Annotated in this window: 25 protein-coding genes; 11 read left to right on the top strand and 14 right to left on the bottom strand. The window is 68.7% G+C overall.

All coding sequences use genetic code 11. The annotated features are described in order from the left end of the window. The first annotated feature begins 14 nt into the window (after positions 1–14). Positions 15–1,166: an FAD-binding oxidoreductase gene (locus H6844_03085; GenBank protein ID MCB9928384.1), complete on the top strand. Its 1,152-nt coding sequence runs from the start codon at positions 15–17 to the stop codon at positions 1,164–1,166. A 291-nt stretch (positions 1,167–1,457) separates the two neighbouring features. Here the strand turns inward: H6844_03085 and H6844_03090 are convergent, their stop codons facing one another. From H6844_03090 to H6844_03100, 3 genes are all read right to left on the bottom strand, one after another. Further along, positions 1,458–2,309: a pantoate--beta-alanine ligase gene (locus tag H6844_03090; GenBank protein ID MCB9928385.1), complete on the bottom strand. Its 852-nt coding sequence runs from the start codon at positions 2,307–2,309 to the stop codon at positions 1,458–1,460. Between the two features lie 219 nt (positions 2,310–2,528). After that, positions 2,529–4,070, bottom strand: a complete 1,542-nt coding sequence (locus H6844_03095; protein MCB9928386.1) for an NAD(P)/FAD-dependent oxidoreductase — start codon at positions 4,068–4,070, stop codon at positions 2,529–2,531. Between the two features lie 200 nt (positions 4,071–4,270). Then, positions 4,271–5,041, bottom strand: a complete 771-nt coding sequence (locus H6844_03100) for a PEP-CTERM sorting domain-containing protein (GenBank protein MCB9928387.1) — start codon at positions 5,039–5,041, stop codon at positions 4,271–4,273. A 265-nt stretch (positions 5,042–5,306) separates the two neighbouring features. Here H6844_03100 and H6844_03105 point away from each other — a divergent pair, with 265 nt between their 5' ends. Together H6844_03105 and H6844_03110 are read left to right on the top strand one after the other, a co-directional pair. Next, positions 5,307–6,086: an SDR family oxidoreductase gene (locus H6844_03105; GenBank protein ID MCB9928388.1), complete on the top strand. Its 780-nt coding sequence runs from the start codon at positions 5,307–5,309 to the stop codon at positions 6,084–6,086. A 15-nt stretch (positions 6,087–6,101) separates the two neighbouring features. Further along, the gene (locus H6844_03110) at positions 6,102–6,884 is read left to right on the top strand and encodes an SDR family oxidoreductase (GenBank protein MCB9928389.1); all 783 of its coding nucleotides are present in this window, start codon (positions 6,102–6,104) and stop codon (positions 6,882–6,884) included. Between the two features lie 65 nt (positions 6,885–6,949). On the opposite strand, the gene H6844_03115 is transcribed toward H6844_03110, so the two are convergent. The 4 genes from H6844_03115 to H6844_03130 all read right to left on the bottom strand — a co-directional run bounded on the left by H6844_03115 (position 6,950) and on the right by H6844_03130 (position 9,445). After that, positions 6,950–7,087, bottom strand: a complete 138-nt coding sequence (locus H6844_03115; GenBank protein MCB9928390.1) for a hypothetical protein — start codon at positions 7,085–7,087, stop codon at positions 6,950–6,952. Positions 7,088–7,269: 182 nt separating this feature from the next. Next, positions 7,270–7,926, bottom strand: a complete 657-nt coding sequence (locus H6844_03120; GenBank protein ID MCB9928391.1) for a hypothetical protein — start codon at positions 7,924–7,926, stop codon at positions 7,270–7,272. Positions 7,927–8,276: 350 nt separating this feature from the next. After that, complete coding sequence (locus H6844_03125; protein ID MCB9928392.1) at positions 8,277–9,164, bottom strand: NAD(P)-dependent oxidoreductase; 888 nt, start codon at positions 9,162–9,164, stop codon at positions 8,277–8,279. 77 nt (positions 9,165–9,241) lie between these two features. After that, a complete protein-coding gene (locus H6844_03130) occupies positions 9,242–9,445 on the bottom strand; it encodes a DUF4169 family protein (protein MCB9928393.1) in 204 nt (67 codons plus the stop codon). Between the two features lie 110 nt (positions 9,446–9,555). Between H6844_03130 and H6844_03135 the strand changes: the two genes are divergently transcribed. Next, complete coding sequence (locus H6844_03135; GenBank protein ID MCB9928394.1) at positions 9,556–10,413, top strand: MBL fold metallo-hydrolase; 858 nt, start codon at positions 9,556–9,558, stop codon at positions 10,411–10,413. Positions 10,414–10,422: 9 nt separating this feature from the next. Here the strand turns inward: H6844_03135 and H6844_03140 are convergent, their stop codons facing one another. After that, complete coding sequence (locus tag H6844_03140) at positions 10,423–11,241, bottom strand: class I SAM-dependent methyltransferase (GenBank protein MCB9928395.1); 819 nt, start codon at positions 11,239–11,241, stop codon at positions 10,423–10,425. A gap of 64 nt (positions 11,242–11,305) precedes the next feature. Continuing rightward, positions 11,306–11,725 (bottom strand): ester cyclase, encoded by a 420-nt coding sequence (locus tag H6844_03145; protein ID MCB9928396.1) that lies wholly within the window; start codon positions 11,723–11,725, stop codon positions 11,306–11,308. A gap of 189 nt (positions 11,726–11,914) precedes the next feature. Here H6844_03145 and H6844_03150 point away from each other — a divergent pair, with 189 nt between their 5' ends. From H6844_03150 to H6844_03175, 6 genes are all read left to right on the top strand, one after another. Next, the gene (locus H6844_03150; protein MCB9928397.1) at positions 11,915–13,057 is read left to right on the top strand and encodes an acyl-CoA dehydrogenase family protein; all 1,143 of its coding nucleotides are present in this window, start codon (positions 11,915–11,917) and stop codon (positions 13,055–13,057) included. A gap of 176 nt (positions 13,058–13,233) precedes the next feature. Next, the gene (locus tag H6844_03155; GenBank protein MCB9928398.1) at positions 13,234–14,430 is read left to right on the top strand and encodes an NADH:flavin oxidoreductase/NADH oxidase; all 1,197 of its coding nucleotides are present in this window, start codon (positions 13,234–13,236) and stop codon (positions 14,428–14,430) included. 192 nt (positions 14,431–14,622) lie between these two features. After that, entirely contained in the window at positions 14,623–15,819 is a 1,197-nt protein-coding gene (locus H6844_03160; protein ID MCB9928399.1) for an MFS transporter, read from the top strand. Between the two features lie 9 nt (positions 15,820–15,828). Beyond that, positions 15,829–17,028, top strand: coding sequence for an MFS transporter (locus H6844_03165; protein ID MCB9928400.1), 1,200 nt, complete (start codon positions 15,829–15,831; stop codon positions 17,026–17,028). Then, a complete protein-coding gene (locus tag H6844_03170; GenBank protein MCB9928401.1) occupies positions 17,025–17,492 on the top strand; it encodes a nuclear transport factor 2 family protein in 468 nt (155 codons plus the stop codon). The genes H6844_03165 and H6844_03170 overlap by 4 nt, the downstream gene beginning before the upstream one ends. 12 nt (positions 17,493–17,504) lie before the next feature. Then, entirely contained in the window at positions 17,505–18,140 is a 636-nt protein-coding gene (locus H6844_03175) for a glutathione S-transferase family protein (protein MCB9928402.1), read from the top strand. Positions 18,141–18,145: 5 nt separating this feature from the next. On the opposite strand, the gene H6844_03180 is transcribed toward H6844_03175, so the two are convergent. From H6844_03180 to H6844_03190, 3 genes are all read right to left on the bottom strand, one after another. Next, positions 18,146–18,439, bottom strand: coding sequence for a type II toxin-antitoxin system RelE/ParE family toxin (locus tag H6844_03180; GenBank protein ID MCB9928403.1), 294 nt, complete (start codon positions 18,437–18,439; stop codon positions 18,146–18,148). Beyond that, on the bottom strand, positions 18,439–18,717 hold the full coding sequence (locus H6844_03185; GenBank protein ID MCB9928404.1) for a hypothetical protein: 279 nt from the start codon (positions 18,715–18,717) through the stop codon (positions 18,439–18,441). The genes H6844_03180 and H6844_03185 overlap by 1 nt, the downstream gene beginning before the upstream one ends. A gap of 107 nt (positions 18,718–18,824) precedes the next feature. Beyond that, the gene (locus H6844_03190) at positions 18,825–19,658 is read right to left on the bottom strand and encodes a phosphodiesterase (protein ID MCB9928405.1); all 834 of its coding nucleotides are present in this window, start codon (positions 19,656–19,658) and stop codon (positions 18,825–18,827) included. A gap of 74 nt (positions 19,659–19,732) precedes the next feature. On the opposite strand from H6844_03190, the gene H6844_03195 reads away from it, so the two are divergent. Beyond that, positions 19,733–20,371 (top strand): FMN-binding negative transcriptional regulator, encoded by a 639-nt coding sequence (locus H6844_03195; GenBank protein ID MCB9928406.1) that lies wholly within the window; start codon positions 19,733–19,735, stop codon positions 20,369–20,371. A 172-nt stretch (positions 20,372–20,543) separates the two neighbouring features. On the opposite strand, the gene H6844_03200 is transcribed toward H6844_03195, so the two are convergent. Together H6844_03200 and H6844_03205 are read right to left on the bottom strand one after the other, a co-directional pair. Next, positions 20,544–21,626, bottom strand: a complete 1,083-nt coding sequence (locus H6844_03200; protein MCB9928407.1) for a mandelate racemase/muconate lactonizing enzyme family protein — start codon at positions 21,624–21,626, stop codon at positions 20,544–20,546. A gap of 293 nt (positions 21,627–21,919) precedes the next feature. Then, positions 21,920–22,687, bottom strand: coding sequence for a carboxymuconolactone decarboxylase family protein (locus H6844_03205; protein ID MCB9928408.1), 768 nt, complete (start codon positions 22,685–22,687; stop codon positions 21,920–21,922). Positions 22,688–22,752 lie beyond the last annotated feature (65 nt).

Here is a 22,752-nt window from a genome sequence, read left to right on the forward strand (position 1 = left end):
GGGGAGGACGGGCGATGACCGAGACCTTTGATTTCGCCGTGATCGGCGCCGGCATCGCCGGGGCGTCGGCCGCGTTCGGGCTGGTGGCGGGCCGGCTGGCGGAGCGGGGCCGCGTCGTGCTGCTGGAGGCGGAGAACCGGCCCGGCTACCACACCACCGGCCGCTCGGCCGCCCTCTTTTCCGAGCGCTACCGAAACCCGCTGATCCGCGGCCTCGCCAAGGCCAGCGGCGCCTTTCTGGCCGCGCCGCCGGAGGGGTTCGCCGCCGCGCCGTTGCTGACGCCGCGGGGCCTGCTGGTGATCGGCCGGCCGGACCAGCAGGCGGCGCTGGACGGCCAGTTCTCGCCCGAGCAGTTGGCGGCCAGGATCGCCGAGCCGGTCTCTGTGGCCGAGGCCTGCCGCCTCAGCCCGGCGCTGCGACCGGAGCCGCTGGCGGGCGCCTACTGGCTGCCGGCGGCGCAGGATATCGACGTGAACGGCCTGCACCAGGGCTTTCTCCGCGGCTTTGCCCGTGCCGGCGGCCGGCTGGTCTGCGATGCGCGGGTGATGGGCTTGCGGCGGGACGGCGCCGGCTGGCGGATAGAGACCGCGGCGGGCGCGTTTGCCGCCGGCACGGTGGTGAATGCCGCCGGCGCCTGGGCCGATGCGGTCGGGCGGCTCGCGGGATTGGCGCCGCTGGGCTTGCAGCCGAAGCGGCGCACCTGCATCACCTTCGACCCGCCCGCGGACCTGGTCGAGAGCCTGCCGCGCTGGCCGATGGTGATCGACGCGACCGAGGACTTCTACTTCAAGCCGGAGGCGGGCCGCGTGCTGGCCTCGCCGGCGGACGAGACCGACACGCCGCCGGTCGACGCCCAGGCGGAGGAATGGGATGTGGCACTGGCGGCGGAGCGGGTGCAGCAGGCGACCACGCTGGAGGTGCGCCGCATCACCCACCGCTGGGCCGGCCTGCGCTCGTTCCTGCCGGACCGGATGCCGGTGGCGGGGCGGGACCCGGCGGAGCCGGGATTTGTTTGGCTTGCCGGCCAGGGCGGCTTCGGCATCATGACGGCGGAGGCGCTGGGCCGCGCGGCGGCGGCGGTGGCGACGGACCGCGCATTGCCGGCGGACCTGACGGACTGCGGTGTTACGGTGGAGGAGTTGGCGCCGGCGCGGCTGGCGGGCTGACAGCGGGCGCGCGATCGCACGGGCCTCGCGTCATCCGCATCCCCGGACGCCACGCCTGACGCCGCCCCGGACACCACGCGCTTTCCCGGACACCATGAGCTTTCCCGGGCTCGACCTGGGATCTCATTCCGAGGCGCTTCTGGCTCCAGGCTTGGCGCGCATGGCCGGAGGCCCCGGCTCTGCGGCCGGGGAAGCTGAAACGGCGACCGGGGCAGTTGAAACGGCGGCCGGGGAAGCGCAAATGGCGGCCGGGGAAGCGCAAACGGCGGCCGGGGACGCCGGCAGGAAGCGTCAGCCGATCGGGATGTTGTCGATCAGGCGGGTGGTGCCGAGAAAGGCCGCGGCGAAGATGCGGGCCGGCTCGCCCGGGGCGAATGACGGCGACAGGTCCGACTGGCGCCGGGCCTCCAGATAGTCGACGCGGTCATAGCCGGCGGCCAGGATGGCCTTGGCGGCCGCCGCCAGGGCGTCGGCCGGCGGCGTGCCGGTGCGGATGGCGGTGGCGGCCGCGCGCATGGCCCGGTTCAGGGCCGGCGCAATGGCGCGCTCGGCCGGCGACAGATGCTGGTTGCGGGACGAGAGCGCCAGCCCGTCCGGGTCGCGCACGGTCTCGCAGGGGTGGATCGCGATCGGGATATCCAGGTCGGCGACGAAGCGCTGCACCACTTTCAGCTGCTGGTAGTCCTTCTCGCCGAAAAAGGCGCCGTCGGCCCCGGATTGCAGGAACAGCTTGGTGCAGACCGTGGCCACGCCGTCGAAATGGCCGGGCCGCGCCGCGCCGCAAAGGCCGCCGCTGACGCCGGCAACGCTGACATTGGTGGCGAAGCCGTCCGGATACATCTGGTCCGGGTCCGGGCAATAGAGCAGGTGCGCGCCCGCGGCGGCGAGCTTGGCCGCGTCGTCGATCTCGGTGCGCGGGTATTTCGCGTAGTCGGCCGGGTCGTTGAACTGTTTCGGGTTGACGAACAGGGTCGCCACCGCCCGGTCATAGCGGGCGAGCGCGGCGTCCACCAGGCTCAGATGGCCGGCGTGCAGCGCGCCCATGGTCGGGATCAGGCCGACGGTCTCGCCCGCGGCGCGCCAGGCCGCGACCTGCGCGCGCAGATCGGCGACGGTGCGGACGATGGGAACCGATGCGCTCACGGCTCGACTCCTAGGGGGTGGGGGAGGGGCGCGAAGCTGAACAAGACGGAACGAACCTTAACATTTCCGAACAGGCTCCGGGGGCCGGTTCAGCGGGCTAGGACATGGGCCGAAACCGGTCCGATTGCAAGACCGTGCCGTGCGGACAGACCAATGCCGTCGCCCCGGTGGGAGCGGCGGCATTGGGCAAGGAGCCGGTGGCCGGTGGGGTGAGGGCCGCTATTCCGCGGCGATGTCGGCCCGGCGTGCGTGGTGGTAGACGAATTCCTCGCCGTCCAGGTCGATGGCCGGGAACTCGTCCTTCTCGCGCCAATAGTCCTGGGTGTGCTGCCAGTCGCGGGTGCTGCCGCGGCGCGGCAGATAGGGCACGGCCCGCTCCAGATAGTGCGGGTTGAAGTCGTCCGGATCCCACCAGTCCTGGATTTCCATGTCCTGGTCCTGCTGGCGCAGCGCCACCTCGACGCTGGTGGCGCCGGTTTCCTTCATGTGGTTCAGCAGGCGGCAGACCAATGCTGCGACCAGTTCGCTGCGCAAGGTCCAGCTGGCGCGGAAATAGCCGAACACCCAGGCGAGGTTGGGGACGCCGGTGAACAGGGTGCCGCGATAGGTCACCGTCTGGTGCCAGTCCAGCGGCTTGTCGTCCAGGCGGAAGGCGATGTCGCCCATGATGGACATGTTGAAGCCGGTCGACGCGACGATCAGGTCGGCCTCCAGCACCTTGCCCGACTTCAGCAGAATGCCGTTCTCGACGAAGCGGTCGATCTCGTCGGTGACGACCGAGGCCTGGCCGGCGCTGATGCCCTGGAACAGGTCGCCGTCCGGCACGAAGGCGATGCGCTGGCGCCAGGGGCGGTAGCCGGGCGTGAAATGGGTGTCCACGTCATAGCCGTCCGGCAGCGAGCCGCGCACATTGTCCAGCAGCATCTTTTTCGCCGCGTCCGGCCGGTCGCGGCACATGTCGGTGAAGGCCGCCTGATCGTACATGATCTTGCGCCGCGTCACCTCGTGCACGATTTCCTCGTCCACCTGGAGCGTGCGCAATTCCTCGGCGATGTCGATGGCGTTGCGGCCGATGCGGAAAAAGGTGGGCGAGCGTTGCAGCATGGTCACATGCTTGGCCACACCCGCCATGGCCGGAACGATGGTCGCGGCGCTGGCGCCGGAGCCGATGACGACGACGTTTTTGCCCTTGTAGTCCAGGTCCCGCGGCCATTCCTCGGAATGGACCAACTGGCCCTTATAGTCCTCGACCCCCTTCCATTCGGGCATATAGCCCTGATTGTGCCGGTAATAGCCCTGGCACATGTAGAGGAAGTTGCAGGTGAACCGCTTTTGCGCGCCGGTCGCGCCGTCTTCCGCGGTCACGGTCCAGAGGCTGTCGGCGGACGACCAGTCGGCGGCCAGGATTTTGTGGCGATAGCGGATGTGGCGGTCGATGCCGTTGTCCTCGATCACCTCGCCCATGTATTTCAGGATTTCTTCGGCCGTGGCGATGGGCGGGCCGACCCAGGGCTTGAAGCTGTAGCCGAAGGTGTGCAGGTCGCTGTCCGACCGGATGCCGGGATAGCGGTGCGTCCACCAGGTGCCGCCGAAGCTTTCCTCGGCCTCCAGCACGACGAAGCCGGTGTCCGGGTTGTTCTGCTGCAGATAATAGGCCGCGCCGACGCCGGAAATGCCGGCGCCGACGATCAGCACGTCGAAATGCTCGGCCGGTGCGCCGGTTTGGGCGGAGGGGGTCGCCGCCGTCTGCGCTGTCGCCATGAGGATGCTCCTTCGGTCCGTTAAGACGGGTGCCCGACCAGCGGGCCTTACACAAAAGTATCACATCATTCCCGTCCCACACCTATGCGCCAATCCGTACCGGGGGCTGCGAAGCGGTGTCGCGGGGGCGAGGATGAGTGGGCCGGAGCGAAACGCCCCGGCGGTTCGCTCCGGGGCGTTCGCCGCAATGGCGGGTGGCTTCAGGCGCGGCGCCGGCGGGCGGCGGCCGTGAGTCCGATGGCGCCCACGGCCAGCAGGCCGAAGGTGGCCGGCTCCGGCACGGACGCGGTGGTGACGAACACGGCGAACACGTCGCCGGTGCCGATCGGGCCGGTGTTCCAGTTCGGCACGTCGGCATCGACGGCGACCGGCGGCAGCGCATAGAGGAAGGCGCGGGTGTCGATGCCGACCAGGGCGTCGCGGCTTTCCTCCCACGAGCAGGCCCAGTTCGAGTCGGCGCCGTCCATCACCACCAGCAGACCGCGGTCGTTGCCGCAGCCGCCATAATTGCGCTCGACGAACCAGTGCCGGTCATTGCCCGGATCGCCGGGGATCGAGAAGAAATTGTGGACCGCGAAGCTGGCAAGCCCGTAGGTCGAGGCGGTCAAATGGCTGGCGGCGAAGAAATTGCCCTTGTCGGTGCCGCTGGCGTCGAATTCGATGAAAATCTGCTCGACCCCGCCGGAATAGACCGCGACGCGCACGGTCTGGACATCGCCCCAATTGCTGTCGACGAAGCTGTTCTTGTAGTCGATGCCGTTGTTGGTCAACGACGTGGCGCCGGCCACGCCTTCGTTGTGGCCGCCGGCATTCAGCCAGTCCTGGTACGGGTCGATCAGGCCATCCGCCGACGTGGCGGCGGGGGCGAGGTCGCTGACCTTCATCGCCAGGATGGTGGCGGCATGGGTCGGTGCGGCGAACCCGAGGGCAAGTGCCGCTGACGCAACCGCAAACGCATTGCGCAAACGCATGAAAACTCTCCTTCAAATTGTGTGTGTCAGAAACTTGCCCACAGACTTTGCCGCCAAATCGCTACTATTGTATCATATATATCATAACAAGTTACGTGCCTCCAGCCGAAATATGACCGAAACGGTCCGCAATAGGGTGGAAATTCGGGAATGGTGTCGAAATTGCGGAACCGTCCGCAACGCGGTGCGGATGCTTGGGGGTTCGGCCGGCTTTGGTTAAGCTCTGACCCACAACCAAGACACCGAAACAGAGGAAACCCCATTCATGCGTCTTGCCAACAAGATCGGCCTTGTCACCGCTGCCGGCTCCGGCATGGGCCGGGCCGGGGCCGTCCGCTTTGCCCGGGAAGGGGCGGCCGTCGGCGTCGTCGACCTGGACCCGGAGGCCGTCCGGGCGGTGGTGGCCGAGATCGAGGCCGCGGGCGGCCAGGCGCTGGGCATCGCCTGCGACCTGCGCGACGACGCCAATGCGCGCCGCATCGTCCGGGAGACGGCGGCGCGGTTCGGCGGCCTCGACTTCGTCTGGAACCATGTGGGCCATCCGGGCCCGGCCGCCATCGAGGGGCTGGACATGGCGGATTTCGAACTGGCCGTGGACCTGAACCTGCGCAGCGTGCTGGTGACGACCGAGGCGGCGCTGCCGGAATTGCGCGCCCGCGGCGGAGGATCGCTGCTGTTCACCGCCTCCACCAGCGGGCTGCGCGGCTCGCCGTTCAGCCCGGTCTATTCGGCGGCCAAATTCGGCGTGGTCGGCCTGGTGCGCTCGCTCGCCAAGCGCTATGCGGCGGAGAATATCCGCGTCAACGCGGTGTGCCCCGGCCCGACCGACACGCCGATGCTGCGGGTGTTCGTTGCCCGGCCGGATCAGCAATCCACCGCCGGGCAGGACAAGGAAGGCCTGGTCGCCCAATATGCCGCCGCCAACCCCACCGGACGGGCGGCTAGGCCGGAGGATATCGCCAATGCGGCGCTGTTCCTGGTATCGGACGAGGCAGCCTATGTGAGCGGTGCCGCCCTGCCGGTCGACGGCGCGGCGACGGCCTGAAAGGAGACACGGATCATGGCACGTTTGAGCAAACTTTCCCGTTCGATTGCCGGCAAGGTGGCGCTGGTCACCGGGGCCGGCTCCGGTATGGGGCGGGCGACATCCTATCTGTTCGCGGACGAGGGCGCCCATGTCGCCTGCTGCGACGTCAATGGCGAGACGGCGGAGGCCACCGCCGCGGCGATCCGCGAGGCCGGCGGCTCGGCCGAGGCCTGGACCCTGGACGTGGCGGACCGGGCTGCGGTCGGCCGGGTGGTGGCCGCGGTGGCGGACCGCTTCGGCGGGCTCGACATCCTGGTGAACAATGCCGGGGTTTCCGTGCACTGCCCGATCGACGCCGAGGACTATGAGGAACGCTGGCAGCGGGCGGTGGCGGTGAACATTACCGCGCACACCCACACGATCCGGGCGGCGCTGCCCTGGCTGCGCCGCTGCGAGAGCGGCGGCCGGGTGGTCAACATCGCCTCGACCGAGGGGCTGGGCGCGACGCCGTCGATCAGCCCTTACACCAGCACCAAGCACGCGGTGATCGGCCTGACCCGCTCGCTGGCGGTGGAACTGGGCAAGGAGGGGATCACGGTCAACTGCATCTGCCCCGGCGCCATCCGCACCGGCATGACCGAGAAATACCCGGAGGAAGCGAAACAGAAATTCGCCCGCCGCCGCATCCCCATCGCCCGCTATGCCGACCCGGAGGAGGTGGCGCACGGCACGCTCAGCCTGGTGCTGCCGGCGGCGAGCTATATCAACGGCGTGGTGCTGCCGGTCGATGCCGGGCTGACGATCAAGAACGCCTGAGAGGACAAAACCGCCTGAGGGGATACGAACGCCCAGGGGTCCTTGCCTCTCGGGCGGTGCCTCCGTCAGTTCAGCTTCTGATCGAGTTTCTCGCCCAGGTTTTCGAGCGGCCCTTCGTGCTTTTCCTGGAACAGGGAGCCGAAGACGAACGTCGCGATGATGGCCGCGGCGACCACGATCGCGATGATGACCGGCTTCTGCATGGCGGTGCTCCTGTGGACGGTGGCGAAGCCGCCGAGAGTGACTCTCCGCGCCCCTTAACCCTTACTGCGATGGCCGGCCGCCTGTCCAGCCGACCGGCGCGGCAAAAAAAAGCAGCCCTCGACCGTGAGGGCTGCTGCCAAGTTTCCGTCGCCCGAGGGAGCAAGCGACGTAACGGATGGGCCTATTGGCGGCGGCGGCGGGTGACGATGGCGCCGCCGATCAGGCCGGCGCCCGCCAGCGCGAGCATGCCCGGCTCGGACACCCGGCGGTTGGTTTCGACGAGATCGAGCGAAACGTCGGAATTGGTGCCGGCGGCGATGATCAGCTTGATCGAGTCCACCGCCGTCAGGTCGGCGGTGCCGACGAAGCTGGCGAAATCGAAGCCGAACGTGCCCACATTCAGGCCGGTGAGCGCCAGGGTCGACATCTGGGCGCCCGTGTCGGTCACCTCCAGGGCCAGGTCGACATTGCCGACGTCAATCGACAGGACGGTGATGCGGACCTGGGTCGCCGCGCCGCCATCGGTCAGGTCGATGCCGCCCAGGCCAACGCCGTTGGCATCCCAGGTCACGGACGAGGAGCCGGGGCCTTGTGTGGTCTGGCCGTGGTCCAGCGTGGACCCGGTCGACGCCAGGGTGGTTCCGTCGGAGCTGGTCGCCTCGACAAACATGGTGCGGCTGCCACCGATCGCCGACACCGATGCCACATTGGTCGGGCCCGGATTGCCGGGGACGACGTTGAAGCTGGTGCCGTCGTTGAAATCGTCGATCACCAGGGCATGCGCCGGGAGGGCTGCGAGCGAAAACGCTGCGATGGCAGCGGCTGTCAGTAAACGCATTGTCTCACTCCTGTATTGTCTTGCGCCGTGGTTGAAGACCGTGGCGGACAGACAACCCATACTATTCGATGTATGTGGGCGCAACGATCCTACAGGATTAGTCGAAAAGAATACAATAACATGGTAAAGGGAGTCGGTGGCCAGGTATGGTAAATCGATTTTGCCGGGTGGCCGCGCAATAAATTTTATTTTACATTCAAATTATCAAATAATATCATGCATAAATGCATATTTACAATAAATATGAAAATTATATTGCATATGTTACAGTCATTGTCGGAATTGCCTGCCGAGGTACGGGCTGCGTCATTTTGGAACAACTTGTCTAGGGAGTGAAAGGTGCGGCCGGATCAGTTCCGGCCGCCCGATTTGTTTAGCTTGCGGTACAGGTCCAGCATCGCCACCACGTCGTGCCCCTCATAGCCGCCGGCAAGCGCCGTGGTCATCATCTCGCGCACCAGCGAGGCCACGGGCATGGGCTGGCGCAGGCTGCGCGCCACGTCGATGGCCAGCGCCACGTCCTTTTCGCCCAGCTCCATCTTGAACCCCGGCGCCCAGTTGGATTGCAGCGCATTCGGCCAGCGCTTCAGGAAATGGTGCGAGCGGCCGCCGCTCTGGGAGAGGGTGGCGAACAGCACTTCCGGGTCGACGCCCGCGGCCTCGCCCAGCGCGAACGCCTCGGCCGCAACCAGGACATTGCCCATGGACATGACGTTGTTGACCAGCTTGACCGTCTTGGCGGTGCCGACATCGCCGGTGGGCAGTTGTGCCGAGCCCAAGGCGTCGAACAGCGGCTTGGCGCGGGCGAGATCGGCGTCGGAGCCGCCCAGCAGCAGCACCAGACTTCCGTCCGCCGCCTCCTGCGGGCCGCCGCTGACCGGCGCGTCGATCACGCCCAGGCCGCGGGCGCGGCAGGCGGTGCCGACATCGACCATGGTCTGGGCGTCGATGGTGCTGAAGTCGATGCAGATCGCCCCGGCCTTGGGGTTGCAGGCGAGAATGCCGGCCTCGCCCAACCAGGCCGCGCGCACGATGGCGGAATTCGGCAGGCTGGAGAGCAGGAAGTCCGCGCCGTCGACCGCCGCTTGCAGGTCGTCGGTGACGGCGAGCCCGTCCGCGGCGGCCGCATCGCGGCTGGCGGGGCTGACATCGTGGCCGATGACGTCGAAGCCGGCGCGTTGCAGGCAAAGCGCCATGCCGGCGCCCATCTGGCCGATGCCGATATAGGCGATGCGCATTGGGGATGATCCTTGTCGGGTTCGGGTGTGGCGTTGGCCGGCCAGTCTAACGGATGGGGCGGGCGGTTGGCGACCGGTCACTGGTCCGCCGGGCCGGTAGTGCCGTCGTCGTCGCGCCGGGCGCCGTCCAGCAGCGTGCGGACCCGCTCGGTCTCGGCCCGGTCGTGGGCTTTCTCCGCCTTGGTGCGCCCGAATTTGCGGCGGTTGGCGGCGCTTGCGGCGGCTTTCTCCGCCCGCGCTTTGGCCTTGCGGGCACGATTGAGGTTGACGATGTCGGCCATGGCGGGGCGGGCCTCCGGCAGCGAGCGGGTCCGAAATCGGCCATGGCGCGCCGGCGCCCAGCCGATATACTCAGCCCCAACCCTAGCACAAACGCCAAATGAGGAACCCCATGGTCGGCGAAGTCTGGCGCATCGGCGCCGTGAAAATCACCCGGATCGTCGAGATCGAGGCGACCGGCGGCATGTCGCGCATCATCCCGGACGCGACCCGGGACAAGGTGCAGGAGATCGGCTGGCTCTATCCGCATTTCGCCAGCGCCGACGGGCGGTTGCGCGGCGCGATCCACTCGCTGATCGTGGAGACGCCGACCAAGACCATCGTCGTCGACACCTGCGTCGGCAACGACAAGGAGCGCTCGGTCCCGGCCTGGAACAAGCTCCAGACCGCCTATCTGGCCGACCTGGCCGCCGCCGGCTATCCGGCGGAGAGCGTGGACACGGTGCTCTGCACCCATCTGCACATCGACCATGTGGGCTGGAACACCAAATGGGACGGGGCGAAATGGGTCCCGACCTTCCCGAACGCCGAATACCTGTTCGGCGAGAAGGAGTTCAACCACTGGATGGCCCACGACCGCGACGGCCAGCAACAGGTGATGACCGACTCGGTGCTGCCCATCGTCGACGCCGGCCTGCAGACGCTGGTGACCCAGGACCATGTGGTCTGCACCGAGGTGCGGCTGGTGCCGACGCCGGGGCACACGCCCGGCCATCACAGCGTCATGATCGAGAGCGAGGGCCAGAGCGCGCTGATCACCGGCGACTTCCTGCACCATCCCTGCCAGTTCGCCCATCCGGAATGGCCGAGCGCGCCGGACTGGGACGTGGCCCAGGGCTATGCGACGCGGGTGGACATGTACAAGCGCCTGGCCGACACGCTGACCCTGGTGATCGGCACCCACTTCCACACGCCCACCGCCGGCTATCTCAAGACCGACGGCAAGGCCTGGCGGCTGGCCGTGGATTGAATCCCACGGTCAGGCGGGCCGGGTGGCGCCGACGACATAGGCCTGGATCTTGGCCGAAACCGGCCCGCTGCCGAAGCGGTTGCGGATCGCGTCGGCCGCGGTGTCGGTAACCGCCTCCAGCGCGCCCGGATCGCGGTGTTCGATCTCGTTCCGCAGCGGCGTGCCCTGGCAGTAGGCGATGGCGGGATCGCGATGCGAGGCGGCGCTGCTCACGGCCGCGACCGTTTCGACCGCGATATCCGCGAAGCCGGCGGCGCGGAGGTCGGCGGCGATGCGGTCGGCGTCGTGGTGGCCGTGCGGGGTGCGCGCCAGGAAGCGGGACGGATCATGCGGGAAGATCGTGGCCGCGGCCGCCGTGACGACATCGGCGAACACGTTTTCCTCGATCCGGTCCCAGACATTGAACAGGAAGCGGCCGCCCGGCTTCAACACGCGCCGGGCCTCGCGGTAGCCGGCAACGCGGTCGGGGAAGAACATCACGCCGAACTGGCAGCAGACCGCGTCGAAGGCCTGGTCCCCAAACGGCAGCGCCAGCGCATCGGCCTGCTGCCAGGCCAGGCGGTCGTCGGCCGGCTGGCGCGCTTGCGCCCGGGCAAGCATCGGCTGGTTCAGGTCGGTGACGGTGTAGGCGGCGGTCGTGGCCAGCAGCGGCGCCAGCGCCCTGGTGACGACGCCGCTGCCCGCCGCGGTTTCCAGGACGCTGGCCGGCGCGTGCACGGCGACCCTGCGAGCCAGATCGGCGGCGTAGTGCTCGAAGATGAGCGGCACCAGATAGGTGTCGTAGATTTCCGGGATCGAGCCCGAAAACACCTTGTCGCTGTCACTCATCGGTCGCGAGTCCTGCTCGGGAGGGGCGGGCCTTGCCGTCCGCCGCCGCTGGCCGGGCGCGGGGTCAGGTCCAGCCCAGTTGGGCGAGGGCGTGGGCGTCGTTCCAGACCTTGGTCATGGACGCGACCTTGCCGTCGCCGTTCATGCGGATGGCGTAGACATAGTCGGTGTCGAACGACTTGTTGGTGGGCGGGACCGGGCCGCCCTCGCCGGTGTGGGTGGCGTGGAAGGTCGCCACGAAGGTAGCGGTGTTCGTATCCGGGTCCCAGGACTTGGCGTGCAGCGTGTAGGTGCAATCCGGCAGCGGGCCGGCCGCCAGGCCCTTCATCCATTCGCAATAGTCTCGCAGCGTGGTGACCCCTGCCAGGGCGCCGGCCTGGCAGGAGAAGCCCGCGCCGTCGGCCACATAGGACTTGCAGCCGTCCCAGCCTTGCGGGGCCTCGCAGGCCTGGAAGAATTTCTGGGCGGTTTCAAATGCGGACATAATCGCCTCCATTCCATTTCTTCAATGCTCTTGCCCAACCAAGTAGGAGCGGGGTGAATACTATCACATGCGCGGGGTGCGACCAAATGGATTGTTCGGGGCGCGCCCCCGGCCTCCGGCCTCTCGACCGGTGGGTGGGAAAGCGTGCTAGGCTGGCGCAAAGATCCGCACGCTCAGGAAACCCCGCCCATGCCGTCGAACCCCGTCTACACCACCGAGCACGACCTGTTCCGCGAGACCTGCCGCCGCTTCCTGGCCGAGGAGGTGGTGCCGTTTCAGGCCGAATGGGAGAAGGCCGGCATCGTGCCGCGCGCGCTCTGGACCAAGGCGGCCGAGCTGGGCCTGCTGCTGCCGACCACGGCGGAGGACTATGGCGGCGCCGGCGCGGATTTCGGCTTCTGCGCCGTGTTCTGCGAGGAGGTGATGCAGGCCAACGCCGCCGGCGCAGCGCTGGGCATGGCGCTGCACAACGACATCTGCGCGCCTTATATCGAACATTACGGCAGCGAGGCGCAGAAACGGCGCTGGCTGCCGGCCATGGCCAGGGGCGAGGCGATCGCCGCCATCGCCATGAGCGAGCCGGCGGCGGGCAGCGACCTGCAAGGGGTGAAGACCCGCGCGGTGTGCGACGGCGACGACTATGTCATCACCGGCCAGAAGACCTTCATCACCAACGGCCAGCACGCCGACGTGGTGATCGTCGTCTGCAAGACCGACCCGGACAAGGGCGCCAAGGGCACCAGCCTGATCCTGGTCGAGACCGACCGGCCCGGCTTCGCCCGCGGCCGCAATCTCGACAAGCTGGGCATGAAGGCGCAGGACACGTCCGAACTGTTCTTCGACCAGGTGCGGGTGCCGGTTGCCAACCGGCTGGGCGAGGAAAACCAGGGCTTCCGCTATCTGATGGAGCAATTGCCGCGCGAACGCCTGCAAGCCGCGATCCAGGGGCTGGCCGCGGCGGAGGCGGCCTTGGCCTGGACCGTCGCCTATACCCGCGAGCGCGAGGCGTTCGGGCAGAAGGTGTTCGACTTCCAGAACACCCAGTTCAAGCTGGCCGACATCCGCACCGAATGCCTGGTCGCCCGCGCCTTTGTCGAGAAATGCCTCGCCGCCCAGGCCGACGGCACGCTGACCCAGGAAATGGGCGCGGCCGCCAAGCTCTATTGCAGCGAATTGCAGGGCCGCGCCACCGACGAGTGCCTGCAATTGCACGGCGGCTATGGTTTCATGGCGGAATATCCGATCACGAAACTCTATGCCGACAGCCGTGTGAACCGCATCTATGCGGGATCGTCCGAGATCATGCGCCTGATCGTGGCGCGGAGCCTGTGAGGGGAAGGCGCTGAGCCGGCCCTTCGAGACGCGGCATTGCCGCTCCTCAGGGTGAAAGGAAAGATATAGTCTCGCCCCGAGTGGCGCTCGCCAGAGCGCGCATCGAAGGGCGGGGCCGCGATTGGCGCGCCGACGCCATCATCCGCTCCGTCTCGCCATCCCCGAAATCCGGGGCTATGGTGGCGGCCACATTTCGCGTTATTCCCAAGGACATTCGCCCCATGGCCTCGCCCAAGCTGTTCGAGCCGCTGACCATTCGCGGCGTCACCATGAAAAACCGCGTCTGCGTCGCGCCGATGCACCAGTACGCCGCCGACCACGGCTTCGCCACCGACTGGCACCTGATGAATATCGGCCGGTTCGCCGCCGGCGGTGCCGGCTTGACCTTCGTCGAGAGCACCAAGTGCGATCGCCGCGGCTGCGGCACGGTCGGCGATCTGGCGCTCTGGGACGACAAGTTCATTCCGGGCGTGAAGCGCCTCGCCGACTTCATCAAGGCCCATGACAGCGTCGCCGCGATCCAGATCGGCCATTCCGGCCGCAAGGCCAAGCGCTATCGCCCCTGGGAGGGCGGGGCGCCGCTGCTGGAGAATCCCGGCGTCGACCGGGCCTATTGGGACAGTTGGGAGCTGGTGGCGCCCAGCGCCGAGCCGGCCAGCCCGAAAGATCCGACGCCGCGCGCGCTCACCAACCAGGAGGTCAAGGACCTGGTCGGGATGTGGGGCCAGGCGGCGCGCCGGGCGAACGAATGCGGCTTCGACGTGTTCGAGATCCACGGCGCCCACGGCTATCTGATCCACCAGTTCCTGAGCCCCGTCGCCAATCTGCGCAACGACGAGTACGGCGGCTCGGAAGCCAACCGCATGCGCTTCTGCACCGAGGTGGTGGAGAGCGTGCGCGCCCACTGGCCGGACGACAAGCCGCTGTTCCTGCGCCTCTCGTGCGAGGACCGGGCCGGCTGGGACCTGGCGGCGAGCGTGCGGCTCGCGAAGATCGTCAAGACGCTGGGCGTCGACGTGATCGACTGTTCCGGCGGCGGCATGCAGGGCAGCCCGACCGAGTTCGCCCCGTCCTACGGCTATCAGGTGCCCTATTCCGACACCATCCGGCGCGAGGCGGACATGCTGACCATGGCGGTCGGCCTGATCGTGCACGCCGAGCAGGCGGAGGAAATCCTGGAGAAGGGGCAGGCGGACATCATCGCGCTGGCGCGCGAGATTCTGTACAACCCGAACTGGCCGATGGACGCGGCGCGCAAGCTGGGCTTCGAGAACCATCTGGCGACGGTGCCGGACCAGCAGGCCTACTGGCTCGGCCGGCGCGAGGCGACGGCGAAAGAGGTGGTGCCCAGCACCTATGGCCAGGGCTGGTGACGCGCGGGCCGTGCTTGACGGCCGCGAACTCCCGAGGGGACGGTGTTCGAAGCATGACACCGGCCCCGGATGGCGGCTCCGCCCCCACCGGGATACACCGATCCTTGGAGTGAGGTGTTTCCCGGCCGCGCCGGAGGCGGGAGCCGGGACCGGTCGCGCTCGCGAACACCGGCACCGGGTCTGGGTCCGACCATGAACCCGCTGGTCGTCGTCTCCGGCGCGATGCTGGTGCAGCAGATGCTGATCACCTTTGCCAGCAATTCCGTGCCGGTGCTGGTGCCGCCGATTTCGGAAGCGTTCGGCGTCAACCCCGGCCTGTTGGGTGTCTTCACCAGCGTGCTCTATGGCTGCGGCATCGCCACCTCGGTGGCGAGCGGCGGCGTGATCCTGCGCTTTGGCGCCTTCCGCATGAGCCAGTTCGCGCTGGCCATGGCCGGGCTGGGGCTGCTGCTGTGCGGGCTCGGCTGGCTCTGGCTGTTTCCGGTGGCGGCCATGTGCCTGGGCCTGGGGATGGGGCCTTCGACGCCGGCCTCCAGCCACATCCTGGCGCGGTTTGCGACGCCACAGGCCGCACCTCTGGTGTTCTCGATCAAGCAGACCGGCGTGCCGTTCGGCGGCATGCTGGCCGGCCTGTTCCTGCCCTTCGCCGTCGCCGTCGGCGGCTGGCAGTCGGGATTGCTGGCGGGCGCGCTCGCCTGCTGGGCGCTGGCGCTGGCGCTGTGGCCGGCGCACCGGGCCTATGACGACGACCGGCAGCCGAACCGGCGCCTGTCCCTGGCCGACGTGGGTCTGGCGCTCCGGACCGCGGTCGGCAGCCGCAACATGGCGGAACTGGCCTTCGCCGGCTTCGCCTTCAGCGGCTTGCAGGTGACGTTCACGTCTTATTACGTGGCCTATCTGGTGCACGACGCGGCCCGACCCTTTGCCGAGGCGGGCGAGATGCTGGCCTGGGCCAGCGCCATCGCCATCGCCGGCCGCATTTTCTGGGGCGCGCTGGCGGGCCGGGTGCTGCCGTCGCGGCCGCTGCTGGCCTTCCTGTCCTGGGCCATGGTGGCGGCGACATTCGGCATCATCCTGCTGGGGCCGGAGAGTTCGCGGCTCTGGATCATCGGCGCCGGCCTGCTGATGGGAGCGACGACGGTGAGCTGGAACGGCGTCCACCTGGCCGAGGTGGCGCGCCTGGCGCCGGCCGGCAATGCCAGCGTCGCGACCGCGGGCGTGCTGTTCTGCTGCTTTTCGGGCCTGCTGGTGCTGCCGGGCGCATTCGGTGCCATCGTGGCCGCGACCGGCGACTACGACCTGGGCTTCTATGTCGCCGCGGCGCCGACGCTGATCACGGGCATCATGCTGTTGCGGTCGGTGCCGCGCCCCTCTCCCGTCAATCCCTAAGCGAGGCCGATGTCTGCGCCCCTTCTGATCGTGATTTCCGCCATGCTGATCCAGCAGGCGTTCGCGTATTTCGCTGCGCTGGTGCTGCCGAACATGGCGCCGGCGGTGGCGGCCGACCTGAACATCGACCCGCACCTGATCGGCTTCTACACCGGCGTGCTCTACTTCTTCTCCAGCATGGGGCAGCTGTCGTGCGGCGGCTTCATCCTGCGCTTCGGCGCGGTGCGGATGAGCCAGGCCTCGCTGGTGTTCATGGGGCTGGCGCTGATGCTCGGCTATTTCGGCGCGCTGCCGGTGTTTGTCGCCGCGGCGGCGCTGACCGGCCTTGCCTCCTCGGTGTCGACGCCGGCGAGTTCGCACCTGCTGGCGCGCTACAGCCCGCCGAAATACGCGCCGCTGATCTTCAGCGTGAAGCAGACCGGCGTGCCGGTGGGCGGCCTGATGGCCGGCATTGCCGTGCCGCTGTTGCTGGGCTGGATCGGCTGGCGCGGCGCCTTCGTCGCCTGCGGCGTGGCGATGATCGCGTTTGCGATCCTGCTGCAGCCGATCCGCGAGCGCTTCGACACCGACCGCAACCCGGCCCAGTCGCTGAAACCGGGCTTCATCTGGCAGAATATCCGGCAGGTGCTGGGCACGCCGAGCCTGCGCGACCTGGCGCTTGGCATGTTCTGCTTTGTCGGCCTGCAAGGGCTGTTCGGCTCGTATTTCGTCACCTACATCTCCGAGAATATGGGCCGGTCGCTGGAAGGCGCGAACCATATCTTCTCCGTTGCCATGACCACGGCCATCGTCGCGCGTATCCTGTGGGGCTGGGTCGGCAGCGCGCTGATGCCGGCGCGCCGGGTCATCGCCTATCTGGCGGCGGTGATGGTGGTGGCGGCGGTGGGCATGGGCCTGGTCCGGCGCGAGTGGAGCGACCTGGCGATTGCCGCCGTCGCCATCCTTTATTGCATCAGCGCGCTCAGCTGGCACGGCCTGATGATGGCCGAGATCGCGCGGCTGGCACCCGCAGGCCGCGTCGGGCCGGTGACGGGCGCGGCGCTGGCCTGCGCCGGCGCCGGCATGATGAGCTATCCCATGCTCTATGCCCTGCTGCTGGAGGCGACCGGCGACCCGACGCTGGGCTTCTTCATTGCGGCCTTGCCGGCGGCCATCATGGCGGTCAAGCTGTATCTGCCGCCGAAACACGTGGAAGGAGCCGCCGTATGAGCTTCATCGACCTTTTGAACCGGTTCACCGATGCCGTCGAGGCCGGGGACGGCCAGGCGCTGGCCCGGTTGTTCACCGACGACGGCATCTATCACGACACCTTCTATGGCGCTTTCCAGGGCCGCGACGCCATCGCCGACATGCTGGAGAATCATTTCTGGCGCGACGCCCGCGCGTTCCGCTGGGACATGCGCGAGCCGGTGATTCAGGGCGAGATCGGCTATGCCCACTGGCTGTTCAGCTATGAGAGCAAGCTCGCCACCGCCGAGGGCAAGCGCGTCGCCTTCGAGGGCATGAGCTGCTTTCACCTGCGCGGCGACCTGATCCAGCATTATGGCGAGGTGTTCGACCAGGGCATCGCGCTGGCCCAGACCGGCTTTGCCGCCGACCGCATCGCCAAGCGGCTGGCGCGCGAGGCCGACGGCGTGCGCAAGCGCGCCGCCGGCACCCGGCATCTGGCCTGAGGCTTGGGTCCCATGGGGGAGAGGGTGCTGTGGGGCGCGGTCTCGTCCCGCGCGCTGCGGGTGCACTGGGCGCTGATCGAGCTGGGCCTGGCCTATCGCAGCGTGCCGATCCAGTCGCGCAGCGGCGAGACCGAGACGCCGGAATACGGTCGGCTGAACCCCAGGCGGAAAATCCCCACCTTCCGGGACGGCGACTTGGTGCTGACCGAAAGCGCCGCCATCGTCACCTATCTGGCCGAGACCTATGGCACGCCGGAGCGCTCGCTGATCCCGACGGCGCAGCCGATGCGGGCGAAGTATTTCGAATGGCTGTCCTTCGTGGCGATGGAGCTGGACGCCACCGCCCTCTATGTGCTGCGCCGGCACGAGGGGCTGCCAGAGATCTATGGCGCCGCACCGGTCGCGTGCCGGGCGGCACGGGCCTATTTCGACAAGATGATCCGGGCGAGCGCGGCGGACCTGGCGGATGGGCGCCGCTATTTGACCGGCGAGGCGTTCACCGGCGCCGATATCTGCATGACCACGGTGCTGGACTGGGCCGAGCGCTATGACTGCCCGCTGCCGGAGGCCTGGCTCGCCTATCGCGAGCGGGTGCGCGAGCGGCCGAGCTATGCGGCGGCGCTGGCGGCCAACCGGGCGCCGGCATAGGGGTGTCAATCCGGTTCGAACATACCCGGCAAATGGCGCGCGCCGTGAACGACGCGAACGATTTCCACATCCGGTCCGGTGACGCGATACAAAATAAGATAGGAGCGGAAGGTCAACAGCCGCAGATCGGGACGGATTTCCGGTCGCGCGACACCGAGAAACGGCCGTCGGGCCAATTGCCGGCAGCGCCGATCCAAGGCTTCCGTAAAGCGCGCGGCGGCATCGGGATTGCGGGCCGCAATGTAATCGCCGATGCCGATCAGGTCCGCCCGGGCCGCAGGCGAAAACCGGAGGGCCATCAGTTGGCCTTTGAGCCGAAACGCTCCCGCAGTTCCAGGAGAACGGCCTCGCCTTCCAAACTCTGCCCGCTGGTCATGCCTTCGTCCCACAAACGACCGATTGCCGCCTCGGCAGCAGCAGGCAGTGCGTTCGGCGAAAGTCGCAGTAAGGCACGCTGATCCTGCCAGAGCCCGAACGCATCCCGCAAGACCGCTTCAGGGTCGCTATAATCGCCGCTGGCGATCGCGTCATCGACCAGGGCTTGCAGGTCGGGAGGGAGGACAAAAGCGTCCGGCATTTTGGTGGTGGCCTTTCGAGCTTCACTGAATGTAGGCGCGATCGTGCCTGGGCTCAACGCTGCGTTGCCGCGAGAGCAGCCGCCAACCGTTGCCGAGGTCGACCCGGTCAGACGCGCTTGCCGTCTTTCAGCAACACCATGGGCCGGCCGAAATCGCCGACCGGAATGTGGTGGCTGGCAAGGCTCGGGCCCTGGACCGGGTCGTCCAGCCAGCGGTGCAGCGAATAGCCCGGCGGCTCGCGGGTCAGGGCCAGGGTGTTGACGGCGCTGAAGCCGGCTTCGAACTGGTAGCAGGTGGCGGGTGCGACCCAGACCGGCCGGCCGCCGAATGTGCCGACAATCGGCCGGTGCGAGTGGCCGCAGATCAGCCGCTGCACCTGGGGATGGCGCGAGAGGATGGCGGCGAACTCGGGCCCACCCCGGTCCAGGCCGACCTTGGTGGTGCCGGTCAGGCCGGTGGCGAAGGGCGGGTGGTGGCAGGCGACCACGGTCGGCCGCTCCGGCGCGGCCGCCAGTTGCGCCTCCAGCCAGGCGAGGCGGTCGGCGCAGAGCGCGCCATAGGGCTGGCCCGGGACCACGGTGTCGAGGCAGACCAGGCGGAGCGGGCCCGCATCCTCGACCGTGAAGTGCAGGAACGGGCCGCCGGCCGGCAGCCAGGGCGCATCGGCAAAGGCGGCGGCGAAGCCCTCGCGGCTGTCGTGATTGCCGGGAATGGCGACCAGCGGCGCCTTCAGCCCGGCCAGGATCTCGCGCGCCGGCGGGTATTGCGCCGCGTCGCCGTGATGGACGAGGTCGCCGGTGTGGATCACCAGGTCCGGCTGCGGGTCGCAGGCGTTCAGCGCCTCGACCACGCGGGCGAGCGAGGCGGCGGCGTCGAACGTGCCGTAGGTGAGGACGCCGGGCGCCTCGATATGGCTGTCGCTGATCTGCGCGATGATCATGGTCAAATCCTTGCGGGTCCCCTAAGGAGAGCGGACGGTGACGACGAGGGTATGACAGCGGGAGCGCTTGCGCCATGTATGTTCCGAACCAGTTCCGCGAGGACGATGCCGAGACGCTGCTGGCGGAGATGCGGCGGCAGGCGGCCGCGACCCTGGTGAGCCAGGGGCCGGAGGGCCTGATCGCCAGCCATGTGCCCGTGGAACTGGCGGCCGGCCCGGCACCCTGGGGCCTTGTGCGCTGCCACCTGGCCCGCGCCAACCCGCATGCGGATGTTCTCGCGGCGGGTGGCGAGGTGCTGCTGATCTTCCAGGGTGCGGAGGGCTATGTCTCGCCCTCCCATTATCCCTCGAAGGCGGCGAGCGGCGGCAAGGCGGTGCCGACCTGGAACTATGTCGCCATCCATGCCTATGGCCGGGCGACGCCGTTCGAGGGCGAGGCGGCGCTGCGCCCGCATCTGGCGGCGCTGACCGCGCGGCACGAGGCCGGGCGGGCGGAGCCCTGGGGTCTCGGCGATGCGCCGGACGATTTCATCGCCATGATGTGCAAGGCGATCATCGGTATCGCGATTGCGCCGACGCGGGTCGAGGGCAAGTGGAAGATGAGCCAGAACCGGCCGCCCGCCGACCGCGAGGGCACCGCGGCCGGCCTCCGCGCCGAGGGCCGGCCCGATCTGGCGGACCTGGTGGAGGCGGCGGCGAAGCGGCGAGGATAAGGGCCGGGCGGCCGCCTGTTCCCCGGACGGTGCGGAGCGCCGATCCGGGGCCGCTATATCTCGCGAACACGGACGCTTGCAGTGTTCGAAGGATGACACCGGCCCCGGATGGCGGCTCCGCCCCCTCCGGGGTACAGGCGCCCGGCTTCGCCCCTCCCTGGGAGAAACCTTCCTAGACCCGGAAGTCTCGGATCACGTCCGAGTCGGGCTCGATGCCGAGGCCGGGGCCGTCCGGCAGGGCGAAGGCGCCGTCTTTCGGCGGGAAGATCGGGTAGAGCGCCGGTTCCGGGCGGCAATAGAGGTATTCGATCGGATTGCCGGTCTGGGCCACCACGTGCAGGGTGGCGAGGAAGCCCGGCCCGAAATAGGGCGAGTGCGGCGCGAAACCGACATTGTGGCTCTCGCAGAGCCGCAACACTTTCAGCATCTCGGTGACGCCGCCGACCTTGGCGACGCTCGGCTGGGCGAAATCGACCGCGCCGGTGCGCAGCATCTGGGCGAACTCCCAGATGGTGGAGGCGTTTTCGCCGGCGGCGATGGGCATGGGCGCGGTGCCGCGGACCTCGGCCAGGCCGTTGAAATTCTCCGGCGGCCAGACCGGCTCTTCCAGCCAGAACAGGTCGTTGGGCTCGAACGCCCAGGCCATCTGCTCCGCCTCGCGCACGGTCCAGGGGCAGTTGACGTCGACCATCAGGTCGAAGCCGTCGCCGCCGCCGTCGCGGGCCGCCGCCACCGCCTCGGCGGTGCGCTCGTGCAGCTTGATGGCGGTGTAGCCTTCCGCCACCGCCTTGGCGCAGAGATCGTGCACCACGTCCGGGTCGCCATAGCGCAGCAGGCTGGCATAGGCCGGCACCCGGTCGCGGGCGGCGCCGCCCAAGAGCCGGTAGAGCGGCAGGCCGGCGGCCTTGCCGGCCAGGTCCCAAAGGGCGGTGTCGACGCCGGAAAAGGCGAACAGGGTTTGGCCATAGCGGCCGAATGTGTGGCAGACCTTCTGCAACTCGGTCATGAGCGGCTGGATCGCGCCGGCGTCGCGGCCGATCAGCAGCGGCGCGATCTGGTGCTCGAACGCGGCCTTGGTGGCGGGGATGGCGTTGTGGCCGAACGCCTCGCCCCAGCCCACCAGCCCCGCCTCGGTCTCGATCCGGATCAGCAGGGTGGAGACATCGCTCCAGATGGTGCCGCCGAAGCCGGAGGGAGGGCCGTCATGGGTCACCGGCACGCGGACCCAGATGGCTTCGGCCTTGGCGATCTTCATGGGGCGGGTCCTCTCTCATAGGTAAAATGGCGCATTTTCCAAGAAATCGCCGGTTCGCGCGCGCAAGTCAATCCGCGGTCCGCCGCCCGGGGACTGCCTGGTTGGCTTGAGCGTTGTGGTGTTTCCCGGCCGTTGCGGAGCGGCGGGCCGGGATCGGCGTCTTCGTGCGAACACCGCCCTCGCCGGTGTTCGCGAGATACAGCGGCCCCGGATGGCGGCTCCGCCCCCTCCGGGGAACAGGGGCGGCTCCGCCCCTCCGGGGAACACGGGCGGCTCCGCCAGTCCGGGGAGGCTCAGTCCTTCGGGAACACCTCGGTCAGGATGGCGAGGCCGTTGAGGGCGCGGGGGAAGCCGCTATAGGGGCCGGTCTGGATCACCGCCTCGATCACCTCGTCCTGCGAGAGCCCGATATGCAGCGCCGACTGGGCGAATTTGCGCAACTGGCTTTCCAGCCCCAGGCCGGTGAAGGCGGCGATGGCGACCAGCATGCGCTGGCGGTGGTCGAGGCCGGGGCGGTCCCAGAGCTCGCCATAGCCATAGCGGATGGCGGCGGGATAGAGCTGGCCGGTGATCGGGTTGCCGGGGGCCGCATAGCCGCCGCCGGCGCGCGCGCCGTGCAGCTTGGCCATGATGGCCTGGCCGCGGGCGTCGAGCGCCGCGTTGTCGTCCTCGCGCGGCGGCGCGTCCGGCACCGGCACGCCCCGGGCGGCGAACACCTCGCGCGCCACCTCGACCGCGGCCTCGGTGGTGACGAAGCCGCCATAGAGGCCGGCCTGCAGGAACACTTCCAGCAGGGCAAGCGGGGCGACGCCGATCTCCAACGCCGAGTCGATCAGCCCCGCCAGTTGCGGCCGCAGATAGGGGCTGCAAACCGCGAGCGTGCAGAGCATGCGGTCGGGCTTGGAGAGATGCGGCCGGTCCCAGATGGCGCCATAGGCGACCTCGGCCAGGAAATCGCCGAAGCCGGGCAGCAGGTCGGGCGCGGGCGGAGGCAGGCCGAGCGCATCGCGCACGCCATGGCCCTGGCGGCGGAGGTCCTGGCGGGTGGGGGTGGTGCTCATGCGGCGGATCCTCGGGCAGGGGAGGCAGCGGCGCGGCGAAAGCATGCCGTGCCCCGCCAGTCTGG

This window comes from Alphaproteobacteria bacterium, from assembly GCA_020638555.1.
Classification (GTDB): domain Bacteria; phylum Pseudomonadota; class Alphaproteobacteria; order Bin95; family Bin95; genus JACKII01.

What these genes read in the sequence shown, in the direction of transcription:
- H6844_03120 (MCB9928391.1), bottom strand. Translation starts at nt 7,926, where the DNA reads ATGCGTTTACTGACAGCCGCTGCCATCGCAGCGTTTTCGCTCGCAGCC.
- H6844_03145 (MCB9928396.1), bottom strand. Translation starts at nt 11,725, where the DNA reads ATGTCCGCATTTGAAACCGCCCAGAAATTCTTCCAGGCCTGCGAGGCC.
- H6844_03200 (MCB9928407.1), bottom strand. Translation starts at nt 21,626, where the DNA reads ATGAAGATCGCCAAGGCCGAAGCCATCTGGGTCCGCGTGCCGGTGACC.
- H6844_03135 (MCB9928394.1), top strand. Translation starts at nt 9,556, where the DNA reads ATGGTCGGCGAAGTCTGGCGCATCGGCGCCGTGAAAATCACCCGGATC.
- H6844_03205 (MCB9928408.1), bottom strand. Translation starts at nt 22,687, where the DNA reads ATGAGCACCACCCCCACCCGCCAGGACCTCCGCCGCCAGGGCCATGGC.
- H6844_03165 (MCB9928400.1), top strand. Translation starts at nt 15,829, where the DNA reads ATGTCTGCGCCCCTTCTGATCGTGATTTCCGCCATGCTGATCCAGCAG.
- H6844_03130 (MCB9928393.1), bottom strand. Translation starts at nt 9,445, where the DNA reads ATGGCCGACATCGTCAACCTCAATCGTGCCCGCAAGGCCAAAGCGCGG.
- H6844_03160 (MCB9928399.1), top strand. Translation starts at nt 14,623, where the DNA reads ATGAACCCGCTGGTCGTCGTCTCCGGCGCGATGCTGGTGCAGCAGATG.
- H6844_03175 (MCB9928402.1), top strand. Translation starts at nt 17,505, where the DNA reads ATGGGGGAGAGGGTGCTGTGGGGCGCGGTCTCGTCCCGCGCGCTGCGG.
- H6844_03140 (MCB9928395.1), bottom strand. Translation starts at nt 11,241, where the DNA reads ATGAGTGACAGCGACAAGGTGTTTTCGGGCTCGATCCCGGAAATCTAC.
- H6844_03190 (MCB9928405.1), bottom strand. Translation starts at nt 19,658, where the DNA reads ATGATCATCGCGCAGATCAGCGACAGCCATATCGAGGCGCCCGGCGTC.
- H6844_03115 (MCB9928390.1), bottom strand. Translation starts at nt 7,087, where the DNA reads ATGCAGAAGCCGGTCATCATCGCGATCGTGGTCGCCGCGGCCATCATC.
- H6844_03180 (MCB9928403.1), bottom strand. Translation starts at nt 18,439, where the DNA reads ATGGCCCTCCGGTTTTCGCCTGCGGCCCGGGCGGACCTGATCGGCATC.
- H6844_03125 (MCB9928392.1), bottom strand. Translation starts at nt 9,164, where the DNA reads ATGCGCATCGCCTATATCGGCATCGGCCAGATGGGCGCCGGCATGGCG.
- H6844_03195 (MCB9928406.1), top strand. Translation starts at nt 19,733, where the DNA reads ATGTATGTTCCGAACCAGTTCCGCGAGGACGATGCCGAGACGCTGCTG.
- H6844_03155 (MCB9928398.1), top strand. Translation starts at nt 13,234, where the DNA reads ATGGTGGCGGCCACATTTCGCGTTATTCCCAAGGACATTCGCCCCATG.
- H6844_03100 (MCB9928387.1), bottom strand. Translation starts at nt 5,041, where the DNA reads ATGCGTTTGCGCAATGCGTTTGCGGTTGCGTCAGCGGCACTTGCCCTC.
- H6844_03110 (MCB9928389.1), top strand. Translation starts at nt 6,102, where the DNA reads ATGGCACGTTTGAGCAAACTTTCCCGTTCGATTGCCGGCAAGGTGGCG.
- H6844_03150 (MCB9928397.1), top strand. Translation starts at nt 11,915, where the DNA reads ATGCCGTCGAACCCCGTCTACACCACCGAGCACGACCTGTTCCGCGAG.
- H6844_03185 (MCB9928404.1), bottom strand. Translation starts at nt 18,717, where the DNA reads ATGCCGGACGCTTTTGTCCTCCCTCCCGACCTGCAAGCCCTGGTCGAT.
- H6844_03095 (MCB9928386.1), bottom strand. Translation starts at nt 4,070, where the DNA reads ATGGCGACAGCGCAGACGGCGGCGACCCCCTCCGCCCAAACCGGCGCA.
- H6844_03085 (MCB9928384.1), top strand. Translation starts at nt 15, where the DNA reads ATGACCGAGACCTTTGATTTCGCCGTGATCGGCGCCGGCATCGCCGGG.
- H6844_03105 (MCB9928388.1), top strand. Translation starts at nt 5,307, where the DNA reads ATGCGTCTTGCCAACAAGATCGGCCTTGTCACCGCTGCCGGCTCCGGC.
- H6844_03170 (MCB9928401.1), top strand. Translation starts at nt 17,025, where the DNA reads ATGAGCTTCATCGACCTTTTGAACCGGTTCACCGATGCCGTCGAGGCC.